This is a genomic window from Paenibacillus oleatilyticus (assembly GCF_018998565.1).
GTDB classification, from domain to species: Bacteria; Bacillota; Bacilli; order Paenibacillales; family NBRC-103111; genus Paenibacillus_G; species Paenibacillus_G oleatilyticus.
In genome coordinates this window covers 64,079-84,958 of record NZ_JAHNZO010000009.1, presented here as the reverse complement: position 1 = coordinate 84,958, position 20,880 = coordinate 64,079, and the positions used below count along the sequence as shown (strand labels likewise).

At 55.2% G+C, this 20,880-nt stretch carries 12 protein-coding genes; 5 read left to right on the top strand and 7 right to left on the bottom strand.

All coding sequences use genetic code 11. From position 1 onward, the window contains the following. Positions 1-19: 19 nt before the first annotated feature. Complete coding sequence (locus KQX66_RS13650) at positions 20-6,835, bottom strand: non-ribosomal peptide synthetase (RefSeq protein WP_216793240.1); 6,816 nt, start codon at positions 6,833-6,835, stop codon at positions 20-22. Positions 6,836-7,266: 431 nt separating this feature from the next. On the opposite strand from KQX66_RS13650, the gene KQX66_RS13645 reads away from it, so the two are divergent. From KQX66_RS13645 to KQX66_RS37380, 4 genes are all read left to right on the top strand, one after another. Then, positions 7,267-8,124 carry a formate/nitrite transporter family protein gene (locus tag KQX66_RS13645; RefSeq protein ID WP_216793238.1) on the top strand — a complete coding sequence of 286 codons (858 nt, stop codon included), beginning with the start codon at positions 7,267-7,269 and terminating at the stop codon, positions 8,122-8,124. 352 nt (positions 8,125-8,476) lie between these two features. Beyond that, on the top strand, positions 8,477-9,637 hold the full coding sequence (gene yhbH / locus KQX66_RS13640; RefSeq protein ID WP_216793236.1) for a sporulation protein YhbH: 1,161 nt from the start codon (positions 8,477-8,479) through the stop codon (positions 9,635-9,637). Then, on the top strand, positions 9,634-11,064 hold the full coding sequence (locus KQX66_RS13635; protein WP_216793234.1) for a SpoVR family protein: 1,431 nt from the start codon (positions 9,634-9,636) through the stop codon (positions 11,062-11,064). Before yhbH ends, KQX66_RS13635 begins: the two co-directional genes overlap by 4 nt. Before the next feature lie 159 nt (positions 11,065-11,223). Beyond that, complete coding sequence (locus tag KQX66_RS37380) at positions 11,224-11,337, top strand: putative holin-like toxin (protein WP_246062970.1); 114 nt, start codon at positions 11,224-11,226, stop codon at positions 11,335-11,337. A gap of 178 nt (positions 11,338-11,515) precedes the next feature. Here KQX66_RS37380 and KQX66_RS13630 read toward each other — a convergent pair whose 3' ends face one another. The 4 genes from KQX66_RS13630 to KQX66_RS13615 form a co-directional block, all read right to left on the bottom strand. After that, positions 11,516-12,487 (bottom strand): DUF3829 domain-containing protein, encoded by a 972-nt coding sequence (locus tag KQX66_RS13630; RefSeq protein WP_216793232.1) that lies wholly within the window; start codon positions 12,485-12,487, stop codon positions 11,516-11,518. Between the two features lie 446 nt (positions 12,488-12,933). Next, positions 12,934-13,548: an AmiS/UreI family transporter gene (locus KQX66_RS13625; RefSeq protein WP_216793230.1), complete on the bottom strand. Its 615-nt coding sequence runs from the start codon at positions 13,546-13,548 to the stop codon at positions 12,934-12,936. Further along, complete coding sequence (locus KQX66_RS13620) at positions 13,545-14,678, bottom strand: AAA family ATPase (RefSeq protein WP_216793228.1); 1,134 nt, start codon at positions 14,676-14,678, stop codon at positions 13,545-13,547. The genes KQX66_RS13625 and KQX66_RS13620 overlap by 4 nt, the downstream gene beginning before the upstream one ends. Before the next feature lies 1 nt (position 14,679). Then, entirely contained in the window at positions 14,680-15,726 is a 1,047-nt protein-coding gene (locus KQX66_RS13615; protein ID WP_216793226.1) for an aliphatic amidase, read from the bottom strand. 341 nt (positions 15,727-16,067) lie between these two features. On the opposite strand from KQX66_RS13615, the gene KQX66_RS13610 reads away from it, so the two are divergent. Then, positions 16,068-18,347, top strand: coding sequence for a transporter substrate-binding protein (locus tag KQX66_RS13610; protein WP_216793223.1), 2,280 nt, complete (start codon positions 16,068-16,070; stop codon positions 18,345-18,347). 94 nt (positions 18,348-18,441) lie between these two features. Here the strand turns inward: KQX66_RS13610 and KQX66_RS13605 are convergent, their stop codons facing one another. Both KQX66_RS13605 and acsA read right to left on the bottom strand, forming a co-directional pair. After that, the gene (locus KQX66_RS13605; RefSeq protein WP_216793221.1) at positions 18,442-19,104 is read right to left on the bottom strand and encodes an adenylate kinase; all 663 of its coding nucleotides are present in this window, start codon (positions 19,102-19,104) and stop codon (positions 18,442-18,444) included. A 37-nt stretch (positions 19,105-19,141) separates the two neighbouring features. Beyond that, a complete protein-coding gene (gene acsA / locus KQX66_RS13600) occupies positions 19,142-20,866 on the bottom strand; it encodes an acetate--CoA ligase (RefSeq protein WP_216793218.1) in 1,725 nt (574 codons plus the stop codon). Positions 20,867-20,880 lie beyond the last annotated feature (14 nt).

The following is a 20,880-nucleotide window of genomic DNA, read 5'->3' as shown; positions in this document are numbered from 1 at the left end:
GGCTCACCTTTTTTCAAATTTAAATAAATCCGACTTCCCGGCAGTACCGCATCATATCGTCCATCTGCTTATCGCTGATCGCCTGCCATTCGAACCCGAGCTTCTTCAGCAGCAGGACCGTTTTCTCCGAAGCGAGCGTAAACCGGGTCTGTTCCTGCTGCTCCAACCAGCCGTAATGAAGCATCAGGCTCTCGATCTCCTCCCGGCAAAAGCCTTCTTCATACCTGCTCTTCATGTAATCGATAAACTCATCAATCGCCCCCGATGCCACCCTTCCTCCCGAGCGCCCATCTGCCAATACACGGTGCATACTCTCATAGTGCGGGTTATACAAATGAAATATTTCGTCCCGCAGGGCAGCGGGCTTCATCAGGAGAACGATCGCTTGGCTGACCCGATCGACACAGGAGAAATCGATATCGGCCTCCAGCCGGGGCACCATGCCGAGACGGACAAACGACTTGAGCGTAGCGTAAAAGGCGTTTTCCTCGATGTTTTGCTGGAACTTGCCCGTATCCGATTGAAAGACGAGGTTTCCTACCCGGTAGATGCTTGTGCGGAGCCCTTGAGCCCGCGCCTGAACGACGCACTTCTCCGCTTCGAACTTGGATTTGGCGTAATAGTTCTCGTACTGCTGCCCCCGGTCCAAGTCGTACTCGGTAAAATAAGCCGCAGCCTGTCCCGGAATATGTCCTGTCGCGACGCCCAGAGTGGAAATATGGTGCACGTCTTTGGCCCGTTGCGTGCCGGCAAAGGCCAGCAGCCGCTCGGTCGCAGCGATGTTATGGCTTTCGAAGTACGAATAGCTGCCGTAATGCTTTACGGTCGCCGCCGAATGCACGATGCAGTCGACGGTGCGCGCGAGTTCCAGATAAACATCCTCTTCGAGCCCCAAGCGATCCTGCGACAGATCTCCCTGGTAAATCCGAACTCGGCGGCCGAATTGCGCTTCTAGGGCATCACCGACGAAATAAAAAGCCAGCTTCGCAAGCAGTCGTTCCCGCGCTTCCGCCTCTGTCGCCGCACGCACAAGAACATGAACCGTCGCCGCAGTTCCGGCTAACAGCTCCCGCAGCAGATGGATGCCCAAATACCCCGTGACTCCCGTCAGCAAAATGTCGCTGTACCCGCTTTCCTGCGTCAGATCAAGCCGAGCGTACCGTTCGTTTCTCGCCCGGTATGCGGCGATCTCTACGTCGAATCGTTCCATCGGCTCGTCATGGCGGGCTATCTTCAGTTGCTCCAGCTTGGCGGTCAAATAGTTGGCCTTCGGCTTCACCTTGGCGGACAAGGATGCAATCGTCTGGTGCTCGAAGACGTCGTTGACCCCAATATCCAAATCCTGCTGCAGCCTTGCGGTCATCGCAGCCGCCTTCAGCGAATGACCGCCGAGCTCGAAGAAGTTGTCGTGGACGCCGATTTCGGCAATGCCCAGAAGCTCCTCCCATACCGCCGCCATCTTCCTCTCGATGTCCGTACGCGGGGCGACGCGTTCGCGCCCCGCTGCGGCACGCTCGCCCGGATCGGGCTCGGGCAGCGCCCTGCGGTCGATTTTGCCGTTGGGCGTGAGCGGCATGCTCTTTAACGACACGAAATACGAGGGCAGCATATACTCCGGCAGCACCTTGGACAAGTGCTCCCTGACAACCTTAACCGGGAGCTCTTCCGTAACGGCGAAATAAGCGCACAACTCCTTTCCGCCGCTGCCAATCTCCCTGGCGATCACAATCGCTTCCCGGATCGAAGGATGGCTCAGCAGCGCGTTCTCAATCTCTCCGAGCTCGATCCGAAACCCCCGGATTTTCACCTGATGGTCCAGGCGGCCCAAAAACTCCAGCGTCCCCTCCGGCGTCCATCGCGCGAGGTCGCCTGTCTTGTACATGCGTCCCTCTCCGGCGAACGGGTCTGGCACGAATTTCTCCGCCGTCAGGCGATCGTCGTTGAAATATCCTCTGCCGACGCCATCCCCCCCGATGTACAGCTCTCCCGGCACGCCGGGCGACTGAACCTGCAACCGGTCGTTCAACAGGTAGATGCGCGTGTTGGCTATCGGCTTTCCAATGGGCGGAAGCTCCGGGATCGGGCCGTTCGGATCGATCGTATGAGCCGTCGCGACATGCGTTTCTGATGGGCCGTAATGATTATGCAGGAACACCCGATGCCGCCGCAGATGCGTCTTGAATTTGTCCGGTACGGTCAACGGCTCTCCGGCCGTTATAATATGGCGCACCGACGCCGGAAGCTTGTCCGCGTACGCGCTCTCGTTCAGGATGAGCTTCAAGTACGAGACGGGCATAAACAAGACGTGAATCTGTCGTTCTTCGATAAGCCGCAGCAGCTTGTCCGGGCTTCGCCGGATTTCGTTCGTCACGAGATGCAGGGTGCCTCCCGCCAGCAGAGCGGACCATATTTCCTGCGAGCTTACGTCGAAGCTGAGCGTCGTAAATTGCAGCACGCTGCCGCTGTAATCGACGTTCGTATGCCGAAACTGATGGTGAAGCATATTGACCATATTGCGGTGCTCGATCATGACGCCCTTCGGCTTGCCGGTCGTTCCCGACGTATAAATCACATACAGCAAATGGCTCGCACGGGTGCGGGGAGGTGGGTTGTCCGCCGCTTCCTCGTAGGCGGCATGCGTATCCAGGCACAGCTTCATGCCGTCAAACTCGACCCGGTCGGCCAATTGCGTCTGTGTCAGCAAAACACGGGTCCGGCTGTTATCCAGCATATATTTTATACGGTCGGCGGGATATTCCGGATCGATCGGAAGGTAGGCCCCTCCCGCCTTCAAAATGCCAAGCAGACCGACAATCATGTCCGGAGACCGCTCGGTCATCAGTCCGACGAGCTGCTCCGGCTGCACGCCGTGGCGAATCAAGGCGGCCGCCAGCCGGTTCGCCCGCTCGTTCAACTGCCGGTAAGTGAGCGCTTCGTCCCCGAATACGACAGCCGGCCGACCCGGCGTCTGCCGCACTTGCTCCTCAAACCATCCGTGAATCGTCAAGTCGCGGTCGTACGCGGATTCGGTTCGATTCCGCCCCTCCACCTGCTCCTTTATTTCCGCTTCCGAAAGCAATCGCAGCTCGGACAGCCGCTTTTCCTCCAAAGCCAACGCATCCTCCAAAATCCGCACATACTGATTCGCCATCCGCTCGACCGTATCCCGCACGAACAGATCGGTGCAGTATTGGAAATCGATCCGAAGCGTATCTTCCGTCTCCTCCGCATCAAGCATCAGATCGTACTTGGAGATCGGGTCCACGTACCGCTGAACGGTGATTCGGCTCCCTTCGATCGACGGCGTCGTCGTGCGGCCCGTATTTTGCATGACAAACATTGTATCGAAAAGCAGGCTGCGTCCCGGCACTCTGGGAATACGCAGCGACTGCAACAGCCGTTCCAGATCGTAGTCCTGATGCTCGAAGGCAGCAAGCAGAATCGACTTCAGCTCCTGCAAATAGTCGGCGAACGTCTTCGTTCGCTCCGGGAAGCTTCGGATTGGCAGCGTATTGACGAACATGCCGATCAGCGGCTGCAGTTCGGCTTGCGGGCGGCTGGCGACTGGAACGCCAACGATGATGTCTTCCTGACCGGAATACCGGGCAAGCAGCACCTTGTAAGCAGCGAGCAGGATCATGTACAGGGTGGCATCCGTCCGTAGGGCGAACTGCTTCAAGCGCGCTGTCAATCCGGCATCCAGCCGAAGCGGGTAAGTATTGCCCTTGAAGCTTTGAAAGCTCGGTCTTTCCTTGTCGGTCGGCAGCTGCAGGACTGGGAGCTCCCCGGACAAGGCCGCCATCCAATACTCGCGCTGCTGCGCCTCCTCTTCCGGTTCTCGGCCGTTCAGCCAGAAGGCATAGTCTTTGAATTGGATTGCCGGGCGAGGAAGCGCATCCCCCCGGTATAATCGGCTCCACTCCTCGTAAAACACATGCATCGAGACGCCGTCCACAATAATATGGTGAAAATCCAGCATCAGAAAATGCAGCTCCTCGGAGCAGCTAATGAGTCCGGCCCGGAATAACGGCGACTTCCCGAGATCGAAGGGAACGACGAACGCGGACATCAGCCGCTCCGCTTCTTCTTCCGCTGCCGCATGAAACTGCATTTGAAACGCCGCACGGGGCCAGACGGTCTGCGCGAGCTCCCCATCTACCCATGCAAAAGCCGTACGAAGCGGTTCATGACGCTCGATCATATGCTCGAAAGCTCGCTCCATCCGCCGCCGGTCGACGTTCCCTTCAATCTTGAGCAGCAGCGGGGTGTTATAGGCCGTCCCCGCCTGCTCCATCTGCCCGATGAAGAAGAGCCGCTTTTGCGCCGGATGAAGGGGATAATGCTCCCGCTCGGGCGCCTTTTCAATCGCCTGACCACCTCCGGCCGGTTTACCCGCTTGACCGATCCGCTCCGCTTGCTTACGGATGGTCGTATGCTCGAACAACTCCGCAATCGACAGCCGGACGCCGAAGCACCGTTCAATTTGTCCGCGCAGGACGGCGACATGCAGCGAATGACCTCCGGCGTCGAAGAAGCGGTCATGCACGCCGACCGTCCGCAAGCCGAGCAGTTCCTTCCACAGCTCCGCCAGCCCCTGTTCCGCCTCACTGGCCGGAGGCGCGTAAGAAGCCGACTCCGCCTCTCTCCCGGGATCGGGCAGCGCGCGCCGGTCAACTTTTCCGTTCGCATTCACAGGCAGCCTCGGAAGCGTGACGAACCAGGACGGAATCATGTAATCCGGCAGCTGCTCCGCCAAAAACGCCGACAGCTCACTGTGGGCGAGAGGCTCTTCGGACACGACGTATGCGCACAGGTACGCACGGCCGGCATCGTCTTCGCGCGCGATCACGATGCAATCAAGCACCCGATCGTGCAGCCGGAGCCGCTGCTCAATTTCGCCTGTTTCGACCCGGAAACCGCGAATTTTCACCTGATGATCGAGGCGTCCCACGTATTCGACGGACCCGTCTGACAGCCACCGGGCCAAATCCCCCGTTCGGTACAGCCGCTCCCCCTCGCAGAACGGATGGGCGACGAATTTCTCCTCCGTCAGCTGCGGCCGGTTCAAGTAGCCCCGGGCCAGACCGACACCGGAAATGCACAATTCCCCCGGAACCCCCACCGGCTGCGGCTGGCCGCAGGCATCCAAAATATACAACCGAACATTGCTCAGCGGCTTCCCGATCGGAATGTTATCCGTCTGCCCCTTGACAAGATGCGTCGTGGTGAAGATCGTATTTTCGGTAGGCCCGTATACGTTGTAAATAAGGTAGCTTTGCGGGTGAAATGTCTTCAGCTTCTCTCCGCCCGTCATCAGCACACGGAGCGAGCGATTAGGAAGTTTCATGAACTGCTCGCCGAGCTGGGTCGGCAAGAAGCTGACGGTAATGCCATGTTGGTTGAAGTACTCGTTCAGCTCCACAGCATCCAGCCGGATGTGTTCGGGAATGACATGAACCGCCGCTCCGGAAATAAGATAGGGGAAAATCTCCAGTATCGAGGCGTCGAACCCGACACTGCAATATTTGCTGCTGACGTCCTCCATCGTGACCTGAAAATGCGAGCAATGCCATTCGCAAAAATTGACCAGCGACCGGTGCTCGATCAGCGTGCCCTTCGGCTGCCCGGTGGAGCCGGACGTATAGATGACATAAGCCAAGCCGGATGGTTCCGCAAGCTCCGGCAAAGGAGACGCATCCCCGTCATGCATCCGCTGGTCCGCGAGATCGACAGCCTGTCCATTAAAGGTAAATGGAAGCTCCGACTGCCCCTCCGTGAGCAGCAGCTTCGCTCCGCTATCCTCCAAAATGTAGCGTATGCGGTCCGGAGGATAACTCGGATCGATCGGCACATACGCCGCACCCGCTTTCAGCACCGCCAGCACACCGGCGAACATCGACAGCGTAGGGCGGGTCATGACGGCGACAAGGGTATTAGCTTGTACTCCAAGTTCGATCAGCGTTCTGGCTATCCGGTTCGATTGCTCGTCGAGCTGCCCGTAAGTCAAGCAGTCGGTCCCGTTAACAATCGCGGGGCGATCCGGCGTCCGCCGCGCCTGCTCCGCGAACAGCCAGTGAATGGTCGCATCCGAGGAAAAAGGCGTATCCGTTTGATTGAACCCGACCAGCAGCTGCTCTCTCTCGTCTTGGCTCAGCAAAGCGATGCGGCCGACAGGCGTATGGGGAGATTCGAACCAGGTCATGACGATATTCTCCAAATGCCCCAGCAGCCTGCGGATCGTCTTCGACTGAAACGAGTCCGGCTTGTACTCCGCGCGAACTTCGATTACATGCGAAAGCACGAACCGGATCGCGAGGTCGCACCCCGGAATGACGGACCACGCCCGGACGGCGCCGGGAGCTTCCACAGCTGCGGCCGTATTGAAAGGAAGCTTCGGTGAGTCGGACCCGCTCAGGTCGCGAAGCTTGCTGCGTGTAAGCGCGTAAGCCTTCGTCTGGGCCAGCGTATCTTCCGCCCGGGCGACCAGCGATTCGAACGGCAGCGAAGCTGCGCCTGCGATTCGGGCAAGGATGATCCGGTCTTCTTCGGGTGTGACCACTGCAAACCGTACCTCTTCGGTCCGCAAATAGCGCTGCAGCAATACGGCCCACGCCGTATAAAGCAAAGTGCTTACTTGAACCCGATGCATGCCGCAAAGCTGACGCAAACGATCTAGCGGCGCATTTTCGAACGTGCGGCTAAGGGTTTGAGGCGCATCCGGATCGCCCGCCGGGCCGCGATCCAAACGGAGAACGGTAGCCTCCTCCGCGTCCTGTATCTCCGTTATCCAGCGGTCAATAATGCTGATCGTCCCTTCATCCACTTTCTGTGACATCCTCTTTCTCCCTCCCGAATTCAATTGGCTGTGAAGACAAAAAGCAACCCGTTCCAAATCCGAAACGAGTTGCTTTTCGAAACGAAGGCGTTTGACGCATACGGCCCCTCCATGGCTCCTCCTGCAATGAAAAGACGAAGCCCTTTTTATTCAATTCGCAGAACTATCGATTTGTGTCGATTCGTTAAATAATATTGCGTATTCAGTTATATTTTACCATATTTCGTCGAATATCCAATATACTTTTTTTAGGTTTCAGCCGTTATTCCCTTAACCGCGCTTTCTGTGCAAACCATCCTACGCGAATGTGATAAATACCACTTTCGGTCCCCTTTTTTTGCGGTAAAATGAGACGACAGCAGGAACTGGGCGTTAGCACATCATTTATTGTGAATATTTTCACAAATAGTATGGAAAGGTCGTGTCTAGGCATGTCGTACCGCAAACCGGAAGAAATTGCGCATATTACCGCAGCCATGGGCGAGAAGAAAGCGAATATGCGTCCGCTGCAAACTTGTACGCTGGGCTTTTTGGCAGGGGCTTTTATCGCCCTGGGCTTCCTTCTGTATCTGAGAGTAGCTGCGGGCGTTCCTGCGGCCTGGAGCGGGCTCGGCTCCTTACTGGGCGCGGCGTTGTTCCCCATTGGCTTGATCCTCACGATTATTGCCGGGGGTGAGCTGTTGACCGGAAACATGATGGCGGTGCCGCTGGCCCGGCTTCAGGGCAAAATAACGACGAAGCAGCTCACCGTCAACTGGCTGCTGATTACGCTATCCAACTTTGCCGGGGCGCTCTTTGTCGCTTACCTGTTCGGTCACGTCGTCGGCTTGACGGAGGCTGAGCCGTACTTATCCAAACTGGTCAAGGTGGCGGGCGCCAAGCTTGACGAAAGCTTTCTGCAAGCCTTTATCTCAGGGATCGGCTGTAACTGGCTTGTCGCCTTGGCCGTCTGGCTCGCTTACGGCGCAGACGACGTCGCGGGCAAAATGCTCGGCATCTGGTTCCCGACGATGACCTTCGTCGCCATCGGCTTCCAGCACGTTGTCGCGAACATGTTCCTGATCCCTGCCGCGATCTTCGCAGGGCACTACACCTGGCAGGAATACCTGGGCAACTTTGTCCCCGTCTTTCTCGGTAATGCCGTCGGAGGCAGTGTCTTCGTCGCCACCGCCTATTGGATAGCGTATTTGAGAGCCAATGAAAAAGCGGTGCTAAACCGAGAAGCAGCTCTTCCGCAGTCGCAGCCTCTACCGACAAACGAGCGAGCGGTGGCTGAAAGTAAGGCCTGAAGGAGCGGTCAGGAACGGTTCATGATCGTAAATAAGCAAAAACAAAGTAAATGCCTTTCGCAACGCGCGCTTCTCCCGGCGCGCGTTGCGGCGCTTTATGACTCCTGCAGTAACCCCTGCCTCCCTAAAAAAATCCGCTCCTCCCCCGCTCACATATCCCTCCGGGACTTGAATATATTTAGTAACAAGCACTTTTTTTTCAAGTACTTGTCATGTTTCGTTACATGCTGCTTTACACGCTATCGTCCATCCGCTCCCCAACACCGTTCAAGCTTTCGACGCCGGCTCAGCCGCTTTTTGACCGCGCTATCGAAGCCAGCTTTGATCCAAAAGCTATCAGGAGGTGTTCCGCATGACAGAGCCTTTATTTACCGTATCCCGCGAGGATTGGTCCCTGCACCGCAAAGGATATCAGGATCAGACCCGCCATCAGCAGAAAGTCCGGGAAGCGATTAAGCAAAATCTGCCTGATCTGGTGACGGACGAAAGCATCATCATGTCGGACGGCAAACAAATCGTCAAAGTGCCCATCCGCAGTCTGGATGAGTACCGTTTCCGCTATAACTACAACAAGAGCAAGCATGTGGGGCAAGGCGACGGGGACAGCCAGGTCGGGGACGTGCTCGGGGTAGACCCGCAGCCCGCTTCCGGTCCGGGCAAGGGCGAGGGCGCCGGCGATCAGCCGGGAGACGACTACTATGATGCCGAGGTGCAGATGGAGGAGCTGCAGTCCTTGCTCTTCGAAGAGCTGGAGCTGCCAAACCTGCAGCAGAAGGAAAAGCACAATGTCACCACCAAAGAAATCGTTTTCAACGATATCCGTAAAAAAGGAATCATGTCCAACATCGACAAGAAGCGGACGATTCTCGAAAATCTGAAACGGAACGCCACCTCGGGGGCTCCCGGCATTCATCATATCAGTCCGGACGATCTGCGTTACAAGACGTGGGACGAAATCGTCACCCCTCACTCGAACGCGCTGGTGCTCGCCATGATGGATACGTCCGGCAGTATGGGGTCCTTCGAAAAATATATCGCACGCAGCTTTTTCTTCTGGATGACGCGATTCCTGCGGACGAAATACGAGCAGGTGGAAATCATTTTCATCGCCCACCATACCGAGGCCAAGCAAGTGACGGAAGAGGAATTTTTCACCAAAGGCGAAAGCGGCGGCACCATCTGCTCTTCGGCCTATCAGCTTGCGGTGGACTTGATCGACCGGCGTTATCCGCCGTCCCGTTTCAATATATATCCGTTTCATTTTTCCGACGGTGATAACTTGACATCGGACAACGAGCGGTGCGTGCGGCTGATCGGCGAGTTGATCAAGCGGGCGAATCTGTTCGGATACGGCGAAGTAAATCAATATAACCGCAGCAGCACGCTCATGTCCGCTTACCGGAACATTCACGATCCGAAATTCGTGCACTACGTCATTCGTGAGAAAGGCGAAGTGTACAAGGCGCTCAAAACCTTTTTCCCGAAGGGCGCGGAGGGGAGGATCGCCCAGTGAATGCGGATGACATCAAGCAATTGGAATACGCCATCGCGGAAATTACCGAGGTCGCCAGCGGCTTCGGTCTTGACTTTTACCCGATGCGTTACGAGATATGCCCTTCCGATATTATTTACACCTTCGGCGCTTACGGGATGCCGACCCGTTTCTCTCACTGGAGTTTTGGAAAAACTTTTCATAAGATGAAAATGCAGTACGATTTCGGACTCAGCAAAATTTACGAGCTTGTCATCAACTCGGATCCGTGCTACGCTTTCCTGCTCGACGGCAATTCGCTCATCCAAAACAAGCTGATCGTGGCGCACGTGCTGGCGCACTGCGACTTTTTCAAAAACAACGTCCGCTTCTCCAAAACGAACCGCAACATGGTCGAGAGCATGTCCGCCACGGCCGAGCGCATCCGCCAGTACGAGATCGCATACGGGACGGACGAGGTGGAACAGTTTATCGATGCCGTGCTTGCCATTCAAGAGCATATCGATCCGCTGATCACGAAGCCGTATCGCGGACGAAGCAGTGGCCGGGAAGAAGCGGCGGACGATCCGAAAAAGCCTTCGGAGCGCAAGTTCGGCTACGAGGATTTGTGGGATTTGGATGAGAAGCCTGCGGCCAAGACGGCGAACACCAAAGAAGCCCCGGCGAAGTTTCCGCCCGAGCCGGAGAAGGATCTGATGCTGTTTATCGAGGAGCATGCCCCTTACCTGAAGGATTGGCAGCGCGACATCATGACGATGCTGCGGGACGAAATGCTGTATTTCTGGCCGCAGCTGGAGACGAAGATTATGAACGAAGGCTGGGCCTCCTACTGGCATCAGCGCATTATGCGGGAGCTCGATCTGACCGACTCCGAAACGATCGAATACTCCAAGCTGAACTCCTCCGTTGTCGTCCCTTCCCGCCATACGCTCAATCCGTATTACCTGGGACTGAAAATTTTCGAGGACATCGAGAAGCGCTGGGATCAGCCGTCACAGGAGGACCGCGACCGCTTCGGCTATAAAGGCGGCGAAGGCCGGCAGAAGATCTTCGAGGTGCGCGAATTCGACTCCGACCTATCGTTCATCCGCAACTACATGACCAAGAAGCTGTGCGACGAGCTCGATTTGTACATTTTCGAGAAAAAGGGGCCGGAATGGAAAATTACCGACAAGTCTTGGGAACAAATCCGCGACCAGCTCGTGTATTCCCGGGTCAACGGCGGCTTTCCTTATATCGTCGTCGAGAATGGGGATTTCGAAAAGAACGGCGAGCTGTATTTGAAGCATATGTACGAGGGTATCGAGCTCGATTTGAAGTATGTGGAACGGACTCTCCCGTATATTCACCGGCTGTGGGGGAAGACGGTGCATCTGGAATCGGTCATCGAAACGAAGCCGGTGCTGTTCACCTACGACGGAAAGAAGCAGAATAGGAAGTTTATGTAAACAAGAACGGAAGCCGCGGCGGCAAATGCTGTTGCGGCTTTTGTGTCGAGCCGAGCGAAGTAGTAGATTGCCGAAGAATAAATGATGTATACTATTTCCTGTACACTAGAACGGCTTGCAAGGGCGGTCGGCTAGCCTCTCGGAAGGGAGGTGATGCCTGTGGAGGTTAAAGACGCTCTGACGCTCATGATCGGCTTCGGTTCGCTTCTTATTGCGCTGCTGACGCTGGTTGTGACCATCGTCATCGTGCTTACCCAAAACAAAAAGAAATAGACCGCCCACTCTGGTAAGGTAACGGTCTATTTCCCTGACTCACTTTACTTTGAAGCCGACCGCCTTTGAAGCGGCCTACTGTACTATAGGAGTCGTGTTAGCCGCACGGCTCCTTATTTATTCTTATGATACAACTTCTTTTTCATACCTGCAAGCCGTCCCCTGCTCATTTACGACATTAAAAAATATGTTCATACTCCGAGGCAACGCTACCAACCTTACTGCTGAATTTCTCGGGAGTACCGCTTGGATACTGGTAGTCGTTTGGTGAAGGGACTTTCTCTACTTTTTCCTGCTTATTCACCCGCTCAACCATTTCCGAGGCAGCAGCCTTAACCTCCTTGGCCGCATTTACGTATTTTTCATATTTATATTTATCGGAACTATCTTTGTCGACCATGACCTGATACTGCTGAGTGACAATCTTGAGATCTTCCACAAGCACGTCGTATTTCGGTTTGAAAGCATTCATATCCAAATCCAGCACGTTGTCAGCCGTAATGCCTTGATGCGACAACTCCGCGGACATCGCTTCGGCATCGACCACCAATTTTAAGGTACTGTACCGGAAATCCTGCTTGTCGCTCGTATAGCTTTCCAGGTGCGCTTTTCTGAGCTCGGCGCCCAGATTTCTCATCGCTGCGGAAAATTCTTCTCTGATTGGGTATAGCGCCGCCCACGCCTGTCTTATTCTCGCATGCAGTTCCTTGCCCTTGGCGAAATTATCGTCGACATAGTTTTTCATCTCGTAGTAATCGTATGCTTCAGCCAACGCGGCCTTCAACTCATTGATCACCGGCCTCATTCGGATCACGATCGGATCGACGGTTGGAAAGACCGGTTTTTTGTCGACATAGCTTAAGCTCCTGTCAAGAAGCTCAGTCTTATTCGTTCGACTTCCTTTATACGTTGAGAACGAGCGCATCTTGTAGTCGAAATCCTTTGGGATCACCGGCTGCTCGCCGTCACCCAGATTTTCGAAGTAATCGGACAGCACTTTTTCTATCAAATGCGAGTCGATGTAATCCTTCATTGCCCAATAAGCCCTTTCCTTTTCCGGCTCTGTTGCCGCCATCGGTCTCGGTCCGCCGCAAGCGGTGATGAGGGCACTTAATAAAATGAGTGTAAGAAACAACTGGACTTTGTTCAATTTTTCCTAAGCCTCCAAGCTGGTAGTAACCTGACACATCCTATAGAAAGGATTCAGCTTGTATATCGGCTTGACAACTAGAAATCTTTAGAGCGAATGCCAATAAAGTGGTAAAAAAAGAAGCCCCAGCAGCAATACGCCGCGGCTTCATAATTCGAACTAACTTATTTTGAAATAAAGAAGATAACATAGTACAACCAAGTTTAAAACCATAATCCACAGATTGGCGGCCTTGCCCTGAATAAACTTGGAGAAAACGAACAGCACCCCAAAGTACAATAGAACGAACAAAGCATTTATCTGCTTGCTAGCCATCACTAGAAATAACACGATTACAATCACAAGAAAAATGTAAAAAAAAGATTTGTAGTTCATTATCCTCACAGTCCTGCCGAATCCGTTTCAATGTAGTATATATATCGGACGATGGACTCCAATTTTTCACCTTATGGCGACACCTCTACCCCGCGCGGGGCTTTCCACCGGGTCAGCGCATACGCAATCCCATAGGCAACCACGGTAAGGCCCGCTGCCGCTTCCGTGACGCCCGCGCCGATGCGCTCCCATTCGCCGATGAGGATAAGAAAAGCGGGAATCGTCGCCGTCACCCACGCTTGAATAAGCGTCACCCAACCGACAAATGCGCCAATATTGCGCTTGAGCGCCAGCAGAACAAAAAACAAGGTCCACAGGAACGACCACATGAGCCAGATGATGCCGAACTTTTCATCGTGAAAGTGAAGAAAATTGATGGCCGCATAGCCGACGGCAAGAACGGCGACCCATAACGAATACCAACCGACGCCGCTCGCATCCACGCCTAACAAGTTCGTAATTCCTACATATAAATAGGTAAGACCAAACAGAAAAATACCGGACGCCTGAAATATCGTCCATGCGTCTCCCCCTGAAGTAAAGATCATATAAAACGGGGTAATCACCTGCATGGCTCCGATAAACAGGTTGAACACGCCTGCGCTCTTGCCATCTATGCGGCCGAGCAGCATCAAGCCGTTCAGAAACAGTACCGCGCCGACATACAGCAGACCAACGGCGCTCATCTTGTCACCTCCTGAGATTCGTATACCAGCCGTTCGTCGTCTTCGTACCACGCCAGCCCTTTACGTCTCCCCCGCACGTAATATGTCACGAACGGATCATCCTGCCGCCGGTTTCCGAGCAGCCCGGCCAGCGGGATTTCGATGCAGGTTCTGACGGCTCTTTTCAGCGAGCGCGCGCCATACTGCTTGTCGAATCCCAGAGAGGCTATGACCTCCTTGGCGGACGGGTCGAGGAGCACCATGCAGCGATGCTTCAGGACCCGGCGGTTGAGCGAATCCAGCAGCGAATCCAGGATCGGTCCGAGCCCGTCGCGCCGTAGCCAGTTAAATACATAGATATCGTCGATGCGGTTGATAAATTCGGGCGATAACCGGCGCTCCGACTTTTTTTGTACGATAGTCCGCAGAAGCTCGCGTTCGGAAGCCCCCCAATGGCGGGGCTGCGCATACCATCCAAGTTTTTTCCAGAAAGCCTTCATGCTCCCGTCGGCAAATTCCGTGATGTCCTGTGCCCCCAAATTACTGGTCATAAAAATAATACTGTTGCGGAAATTGATCGTTTTCTCTCCTGACGACAAGACCATCATCCCGTTGTCCAGCACACCCAGCAGCGAATAGATCACTTGGTCGTTCGCTTTCTCCAGCTCATCGAACAGCACGATGCCGGGTTTGCCGTAAGAGCCCTCGATGCGCTGCGTATCGAAGAGCGACGTGCCTTCCTTGCTTCCTACGTAACCGGGAGGCGCTCCGGTCAACGCGGCGGCATAATGCTCCTGGGCCAGCGTATTCATATCGATCCGGCAAAAGGCCTCGGCGCTGCCGTGAATCGCTTCCGCCAACGCTCTCACCGTTTCGGTCTTCCCTACCCCCGTCGGTCCCAAAAATAACGCCACGTACAAAGGCCGGTTCGGCTCCGAAATGTCGGACCAGACGACCCTCAGCATCTCCTCCAACCGTCCGACGACTTCGTCTTGCCCGAAAATTTTCGACCGGACCTGCTGCATAACGCGATCGACGTCAAAACGAAACCGGGTCACGGTCCGGGGAGAAGAAGAGCGGTCCTCCTCTTCTTCGGTAGCCTGTTCCTGGCGCTGATGGATCGTTTTCAGCTTCTCCGCGATGAACGTCATGTCAGCCTCCAGCCGCCTTTTGCTTGCCCTCGTGAGGAATTCCCTCGATTGGGCATTCGGCGGTTCCGACGGTCGACCGGGTGATCTTCTCTACGTTTTCCCTCGCCTTCTCGGCATCCAGCACCCAGGTACGGTAAAAGTCAAACGGACATTCCGCAATTCCTTTGTCGCCGTCCCCGGAATGAATGAGTCCCGTGTAGCCGCGATGAAGCAGCTTGAACAGATGGTTCTGGGATTGGGCGTTTTTGCGGAAATCGCGGATTAGCGAAACCGACAGCTCGGCGTACTGGATGCCGTTTTCCTCCGTGCCGCATTCCCCAAGCGTGCGCCCGTCAAAGCCGATGATCGAGGAGTGGCCGAAATAAGAATAAACGCCGTCGAAGCCGGCCGCATTGGCTACGGCCACATACGTATTGTTGGTCCAGGCCATCGCTTTCGCCATGATGATTTGCTGGTCCTTCGACGGGTACATATAGCCTTGGCAGCGCACGATCAGCTCGGCTCCCTTCATCGCACAGTCGCGCCATATTTCGGGATAGTTGCCGTCGTCACAGACGATAAGGCTGATTTTGAGCCCCTTGGGCCCTTCCGCGACATACGTACAGTCGCCGGGATACCAGCCTTCGATCGGGCACCACGGGATGATTTTTCTGTATTTTTGAACGATGTCCCCTTTATTGTTCATGAGAATCAAGGTGTTGTACGGAGCTTTGTTCGGATGAGCCTCGTGCCGTTCCCCGGTCAAGGAAAACACGCCCCACGTGTTGGCCTTCCGGCAAGCCTCGGCGAAGATGGCGGTTTCTTCTCCCGGAATGGAGGAAGCGGTTTCATACATTTCCTGCTCGTCGTACATAATGCCGTGGGTGCTGTATTCCGGAAAAACAACGAGGTCCATGCCGGGCAATCCCTGCTTCATCCCAACGATCATATCGGCGATCCTGCGGCAGTTGTCCAGAACCTCCGCCCGGGTATGCAGGCGCGGCATCTTATAGTTCACCACTGCCACCCCTACTGTGTCCTGACTGCTGGAAATGTCTCCATGTCTCATCGAAAACCCCTCCTTGGTGTGTTTTGCATCAGCCGGGACAAATATCTCATCGTCCGACCGACTTAACCGGGATTAAAGCAAAATCCGTGCCAATGAAATTTACCGCCAGATAAAAGAAACCGCTTACAAAACACGCCGCCGATTGTCTTAATTTGATACAATCACAGCCCCGTTCCTGTGCAGAAAGCGTTAAAACCATCCACAGACCAGTGACTGTCGCAAAATGATACACTGTCTTATTTTTACACACGAGCCATAAGAAAAAAGTCAACCCCCAATTTCAAACGGTTCGATTTTTGTTATAATAAAGACACAAACCTACCAAGGAGAGGCGGAGTTCGATGAATACCAGAGTCGGTTTATTGTTTTCATTAACTGGCACGACCGCCCTGACGGAACGAGGACAATGCGATGCGGCCATCCTGGCCATCGAGCATTTTAACCAAAACGGAATGAACGTGGAAGCGATCGTACGGGATATTTGCTCGGACCCGGCCAAAAGCGCGAAAGAAGCGGAAGCGCTTGCAAAAGACGGCGTGAAAGTGTTCATCGGCTGTTATACTTCGGCTTGCCGGAAAGCGATTCTTCCCGTGCTGGAGAAATACGGCTGCCTGCTGGTCTACCCGACGTTGTATGAGGGACGGGAATGCCATTCCAACGTCTTTTATACCGGGGAGGTGCCTAACCAGCAGGTTCATGTGCTACTCGATTACTTGACCGAGCACTTCGGGAAGACTGTCTACTGCATCGGCACGGATTACATTTATCCCCGAGAAACGAACCAGCAGGTCCGCACGTATCTCGCGGAAAAAAACGGCTCGGTCGTCGGCGAAGCCTATGTGCCGTTCGGTCATCAGACCTTCTACGACGTGCTGGAAGACATCATTGTGAAGCGGCCCGACGCCATCTTTACAACGCTCGTCGGGCAGAGCGTCATCCCGTTCTATCGCGCGTACCGGCGAATGGGCTTGAATCCGGATCACCTGCCCATCTTCAGTCCGATCACGAAGGAAACGGAAATTGCGGCCATGGGCGCCGGCTACGGAACGGGGCATTACGGCTCGGCCAGCTATTTTCAATCGCTTCAGAATGAGCCTAATCTGCATTTCGTCAGCGCGTTTCACGAACGCTTCGGCGCGCAGCAGGTGATTTCGTCGGTCATGTTCAACACTTATCTGGGCACGAAAATGATCTTGGACAGCATTCATGAAACCGGGAGCCTGGATTACCGGGACGTCTTTTACCACCTGAGCGACAAGAAGCTTGAAACCGCTTGCGGGACGGTGCTCGTCGAAGGCGACCACCACCATTTGTCCAGACCGGTAAAGATCGGAAGAGCGATGCCGGACGGGCAATTCGAAATTGTTTGGGACTCGCAGCGCAATATTGCCCCGAAGCCGTTTAAAGAAAAAAGCCGGGAGCCCGGCCAACTGAATGAAATCATTCTGGAGTCGTGGGGCCGGATCAGTGATGAAGCGATCGTCGTTCTATCGGAGCGGCAGCATATTGTGTACATGAGCAAAAAAGCGGAAGAGCTGACCCGGTTAACGGAAGGACAGCTCCTCACGCCGACGCTGCTGCAGCAAATCCATCACGCATTCGAGGTGCATCCTTACGGAACAACCGGTCAGCAAATGCTTCTGCTCAAGCCGAAGCCTAGCGTCCGTTCTTCGGGGGCACCTTATCAATTCGACCGCATCCGGACCTTGAACCCCGAATACCAGTTGGAGCTGGAGGTCGCCAAGCTGGCGTCCCAATCGTGCGCCAACGTGCTGATTACCGGAGAGACCGGAACGGGAAAAGAAGTGCTGGTCCAGGCGATTCATCAGCAAAGCGAACGGAAGAACGGCCCGCTGGTCGCCGTTAACACCGGCCTGCTGCCCCGGGAGCTGATCGCGAGCGAGATGTTCGGCTATATCGAAGGAGCGTTCACAGGCGCCAAAAAAGGCGGGGCCATCGGCAAATTCGAAGCCGCGAACGACGGAACTCTTTTTCTCGACGAGATCGGCGACATGCCGTTGGATCTTCAGGTCGTCCTGTTAAGAGCCATCGAGTCGAAGCGGATTATGAGACTGGGGGAAAATAAAGAACGGGCGGTCAACGTAAGGATTATTGCTGCGACGAACCGGAATCTGCAAGAGGAAATCGCCTACAGCGGCTCGTTCCGGTCGGACCTGTTTTACCGTCTGAACGTCTTGTCAATCACGATCCCTCCGCTTCGCGAGCGCCCGGAGGATGTGGAGCATTTAAGCCGGGAATTTCTTCGCGAATTTCAGACAGTCCACGGCGACGGGGCGGACAGCATCAGCGACGAAGCGCTGCAAGCCTTGGTTCAATATCCGTGGCCGGGCAATATCCGGGAACTGCGAAATGTGATGGAACGCGCCTACCTGCTGGCCGGACGGGAACGAGCTGCGATCCGGGTAGAGCATCTGCCGAGAGCGCTCAAAGGATATTATCAGAGAAAGCCGAGGGCGGCCGAGCCGCTCAAGCAAGTCGAGCGAAGGATGATTGAGCAGGTGCTGAGCGAAACGAAGACGATCACCGAGGCGTCTAAGGTGCTTGGCATTACGCGGAGTACGCTCTACCGGAAGCTGAAGGAATTTCAAATGACGCCGTAAGCCGGTACCGGTTTACGAGCGAACAAAGCAAAGGGCAGGCCCGCTTCGTGCAGCGGATCTGCCCCTTTTGTCGTCGACAAGCGGCTTGCCCGCTTTATCTGGCTCTGACGTGCAAGCCTCCGAGAATATCGCAAATGTCTTCGAATACCTTGTCCATTCCGGCCTCTCCGTCCACCGAACGAAGCTGGCCTCTCATTTTATAAAATTTCAGCAGCGGCTTCTGCTGCTTTACATTAATTTCCAACCGAGTCGTTACCGTTTCCTCCGTATCGTCCGGCCGCTGGTACAGCGGTCCTTCGCACTTGTCGCAGCTCCCTTCTTCCTGCGGAGGGCGATACATCACGTGGTACGTCTCGCCGCAGTACCGGCAAATCCGCCGTCCGGTCAGACGTCCGAGCAGCTTGCCGCTGTCTACGTCCAAATGCAACGCAAGGTCGATCCGCCGCCGCCCTTCAACGAGTACCCGCTCCAATTCCAGCGCTTGAGATACCGTTCTCGGAAATCCGTCCAGCAAAAAGCCGCGCGCCGTATCTTCTTGGCTTAGCCGTTCCTTTACGATGCCGATCGTCACCTCGTCGGGCACCAGCTGCCCTTTCTCGACATACGCTTTGGCCTCAAGGCCGAGCTCCGTTCCTTCCGACATCGCGGCACGGAACATGTCTCCGGTTGAAATATGCGGTATGCCGAATTTCGCTTGGATGAATTCGGCTTGGGTCCCCTTGCCCGCACCCGGCAATCCGATAAAAATAATACGCATCCCGTTATATCCCCCATCTCTGTTTATGATCCGAAGCTTAATCCTCTATCGTCGACATGTCGCCGACCGGCAAATTCAATTCCCACGCTTTCAGCACGCGGCGCATAATTTTGCCGCTTCGCGTTTTGGGCAGCTTGTCCTTGAACTCGATTTCACGAGGCGCCGCATGAGCGGACAAGCCGGTTTTGACAAATTGGACAATCTGCTCCTTCAGCTCCTCCGATGCCGTATAACCGTCCCGCAGCGCGATGAACGCTTTGATCACTTCGCCCCGCATCGGGTCCGGCTTCCCGATGACGCCCGCCTCCGCAACCGCCGGATGCTCTACCAGCTTGCTCTCGACTTCGAAGGGGCCGACCCGCTCGCCCGAGGTGTTGATCACATCGTCAACGCGGCCTTGAAACCAGAAGTATCCGTCCTCGTCGCGGAAAGCAGAGTCTCCTGACACATACCAGCCCTGGAAACGGAAATACTCTTCGTACTTGGCAGGATTGTTCCAAATGCGGCGCATCATGGACGGCCATGCTGTTTTGATCGCCAAATTTCCCATGCAGTAAGGCTCCAAAATACGGCCCTCGTCATCCAAAATAGCCGCGTCCACGCCCGGAATCGGTTTGCCCATCGAGCCCGGCTTGATCGCCATCCCGGGGTAATTGCAGATGAGCTGGCCGCCGGTCTCCGTCATCCACCAGGTGTCGTGGATGCGCTGCTTGAATACGTTCAACCCCCAGCGGACGACTTCCGGATTCAAAGGCTCGCCGACGCTGAGCACATGGCGGAGTCTGGAGAGATCGAACCCGGATACCAGCTCGTCTCCGGCTCCCATCAGCATGCGGAAGGCGGTAGGCGCGCTGTACCAGACGGTAATACCGTACTTTTGCAGGGTGGCGTACCAGTCCGCCGGCTTGAACCGTCCCCCGCGGATCACGTTCGTCGCGCCGTTGAGCCACGGAGCAAAAACGCCGTAAGACGTGCCGGTCACCCAGCCCGGATCGGCCGTGCACCAATACACGTCGTCTTCCTTCAGGTCAAGCACGATTTTACCCGTATAATAATGTTGAACCATCGCATCGTGGACGTGAAGCACGCCTTTGGGCTTGCCGGTGGAGCCGGAGGTGTAGTGCAAAATCAGGCCGTCCTCGCGGTCCATCCATTCGAGCTCCAGCTCCTCGGAAGCGCTTTCCATTGCTTTGTGGAAGTCGACTTGCCCCTCCTCCAGCCGAAGATCGTGCCCGACCAGAATCACATGCTTCAGATGGGGCAACTCTTGAACCGGGATGCGCGGAAGCTGGGAAGGCGTCGTGACAATCGCCACGGCTTGACTGTCTTCCAAGCGGTCCTTCACGGCCGTTTCCATAAAGGCTTCGAACAAAGGACCGGCAATCGCGCCGACTTTAATAATCCCGAGAAGCGCGAAGTACAGCTCGGGAGAACGGGGCATGAAAATAAACACGCGGTCCCCTCTTCCAATGCCCAGTTGACGAAGCACGTTGCCGAAGCGGTTGGAGCTGCTTTTCATTTGCCCATAAGTGTGCGCTTCTTCTCTCTCGCCGTCGCTGTAGTACAGTGCGATTTTGTCCCGGCGCGAGGACTCGGCATGCCGGTCGATCGCTTCGTACGCCATATTGATTTTTCCGGTTTCGTGCCAGGTGAACTCGCTCTCCACCTCCTCCCATCGAAACTGTCCCCGCGCCTGCTCGTAATTTCTCAGGTTGGGGCTGACCGCCGTGGCCGCAATACGCTCATTCGTAAACGAACTCATGATGTAGACCCTCC

Coding starts and splice junctions, on each gene's coding strand:
- KQX66_RS13645 (WP_216793238.1), top strand. CDS start 7,267: ATGTCGTACCGCAAACCGGAAGAAATTGCGCATATTACCGCAGCCATG.
- KQX66_RS13605 (WP_216793221.1), bottom strand. CDS start 19,104: ATGCGTATTATTTTTATCGGATTGCCGGGTGCGGGCAAGGGGACCCAA.
- KQX66_RS13650 (WP_216793240.1), bottom strand. CDS start 6,835: ATGTCACAGAAAGTGGATGAAGGGACGATCAGCATTATTGACCGCTGG.
- yhbH (WP_216793236.1), top strand. CDS start 8,477: ATGACAGAGCCTTTATTTACCGTATCCCGCGAGGATTGGTCCCTGCAC.
- KQX66_RS13620 (WP_216793228.1), bottom strand. CDS start 14,678: ATGACGTTCATCGCGGAGAAGCTGAAAACGATCCATCAGCGCCAGGAA.
- acsA (WP_216793218.1), bottom strand. CDS start 20,866: ATGAGTTCGTTTACGAATGAGCGTATTGCGGCCACGGCGGTCAGCCCC.
- KQX66_RS13610 (WP_216793223.1), top strand. CDS start 16,068: ATGAATACCAGAGTCGGTTTATTGTTTTCATTAACTGGCACGACCGCC.
- KQX66_RS13625 (WP_216793230.1), bottom strand. CDS start 13,548: ATGAGCGCCGTTGGTCTGCTGTATGTCGGCGCGGTACTGTTTCTGAAC.
- KQX66_RS13615 (WP_216793226.1), bottom strand. CDS start 15,726: ATGAGACATGGAGACATTTCCAGCAGTCAGGACACAGTAGGGGTGGCA.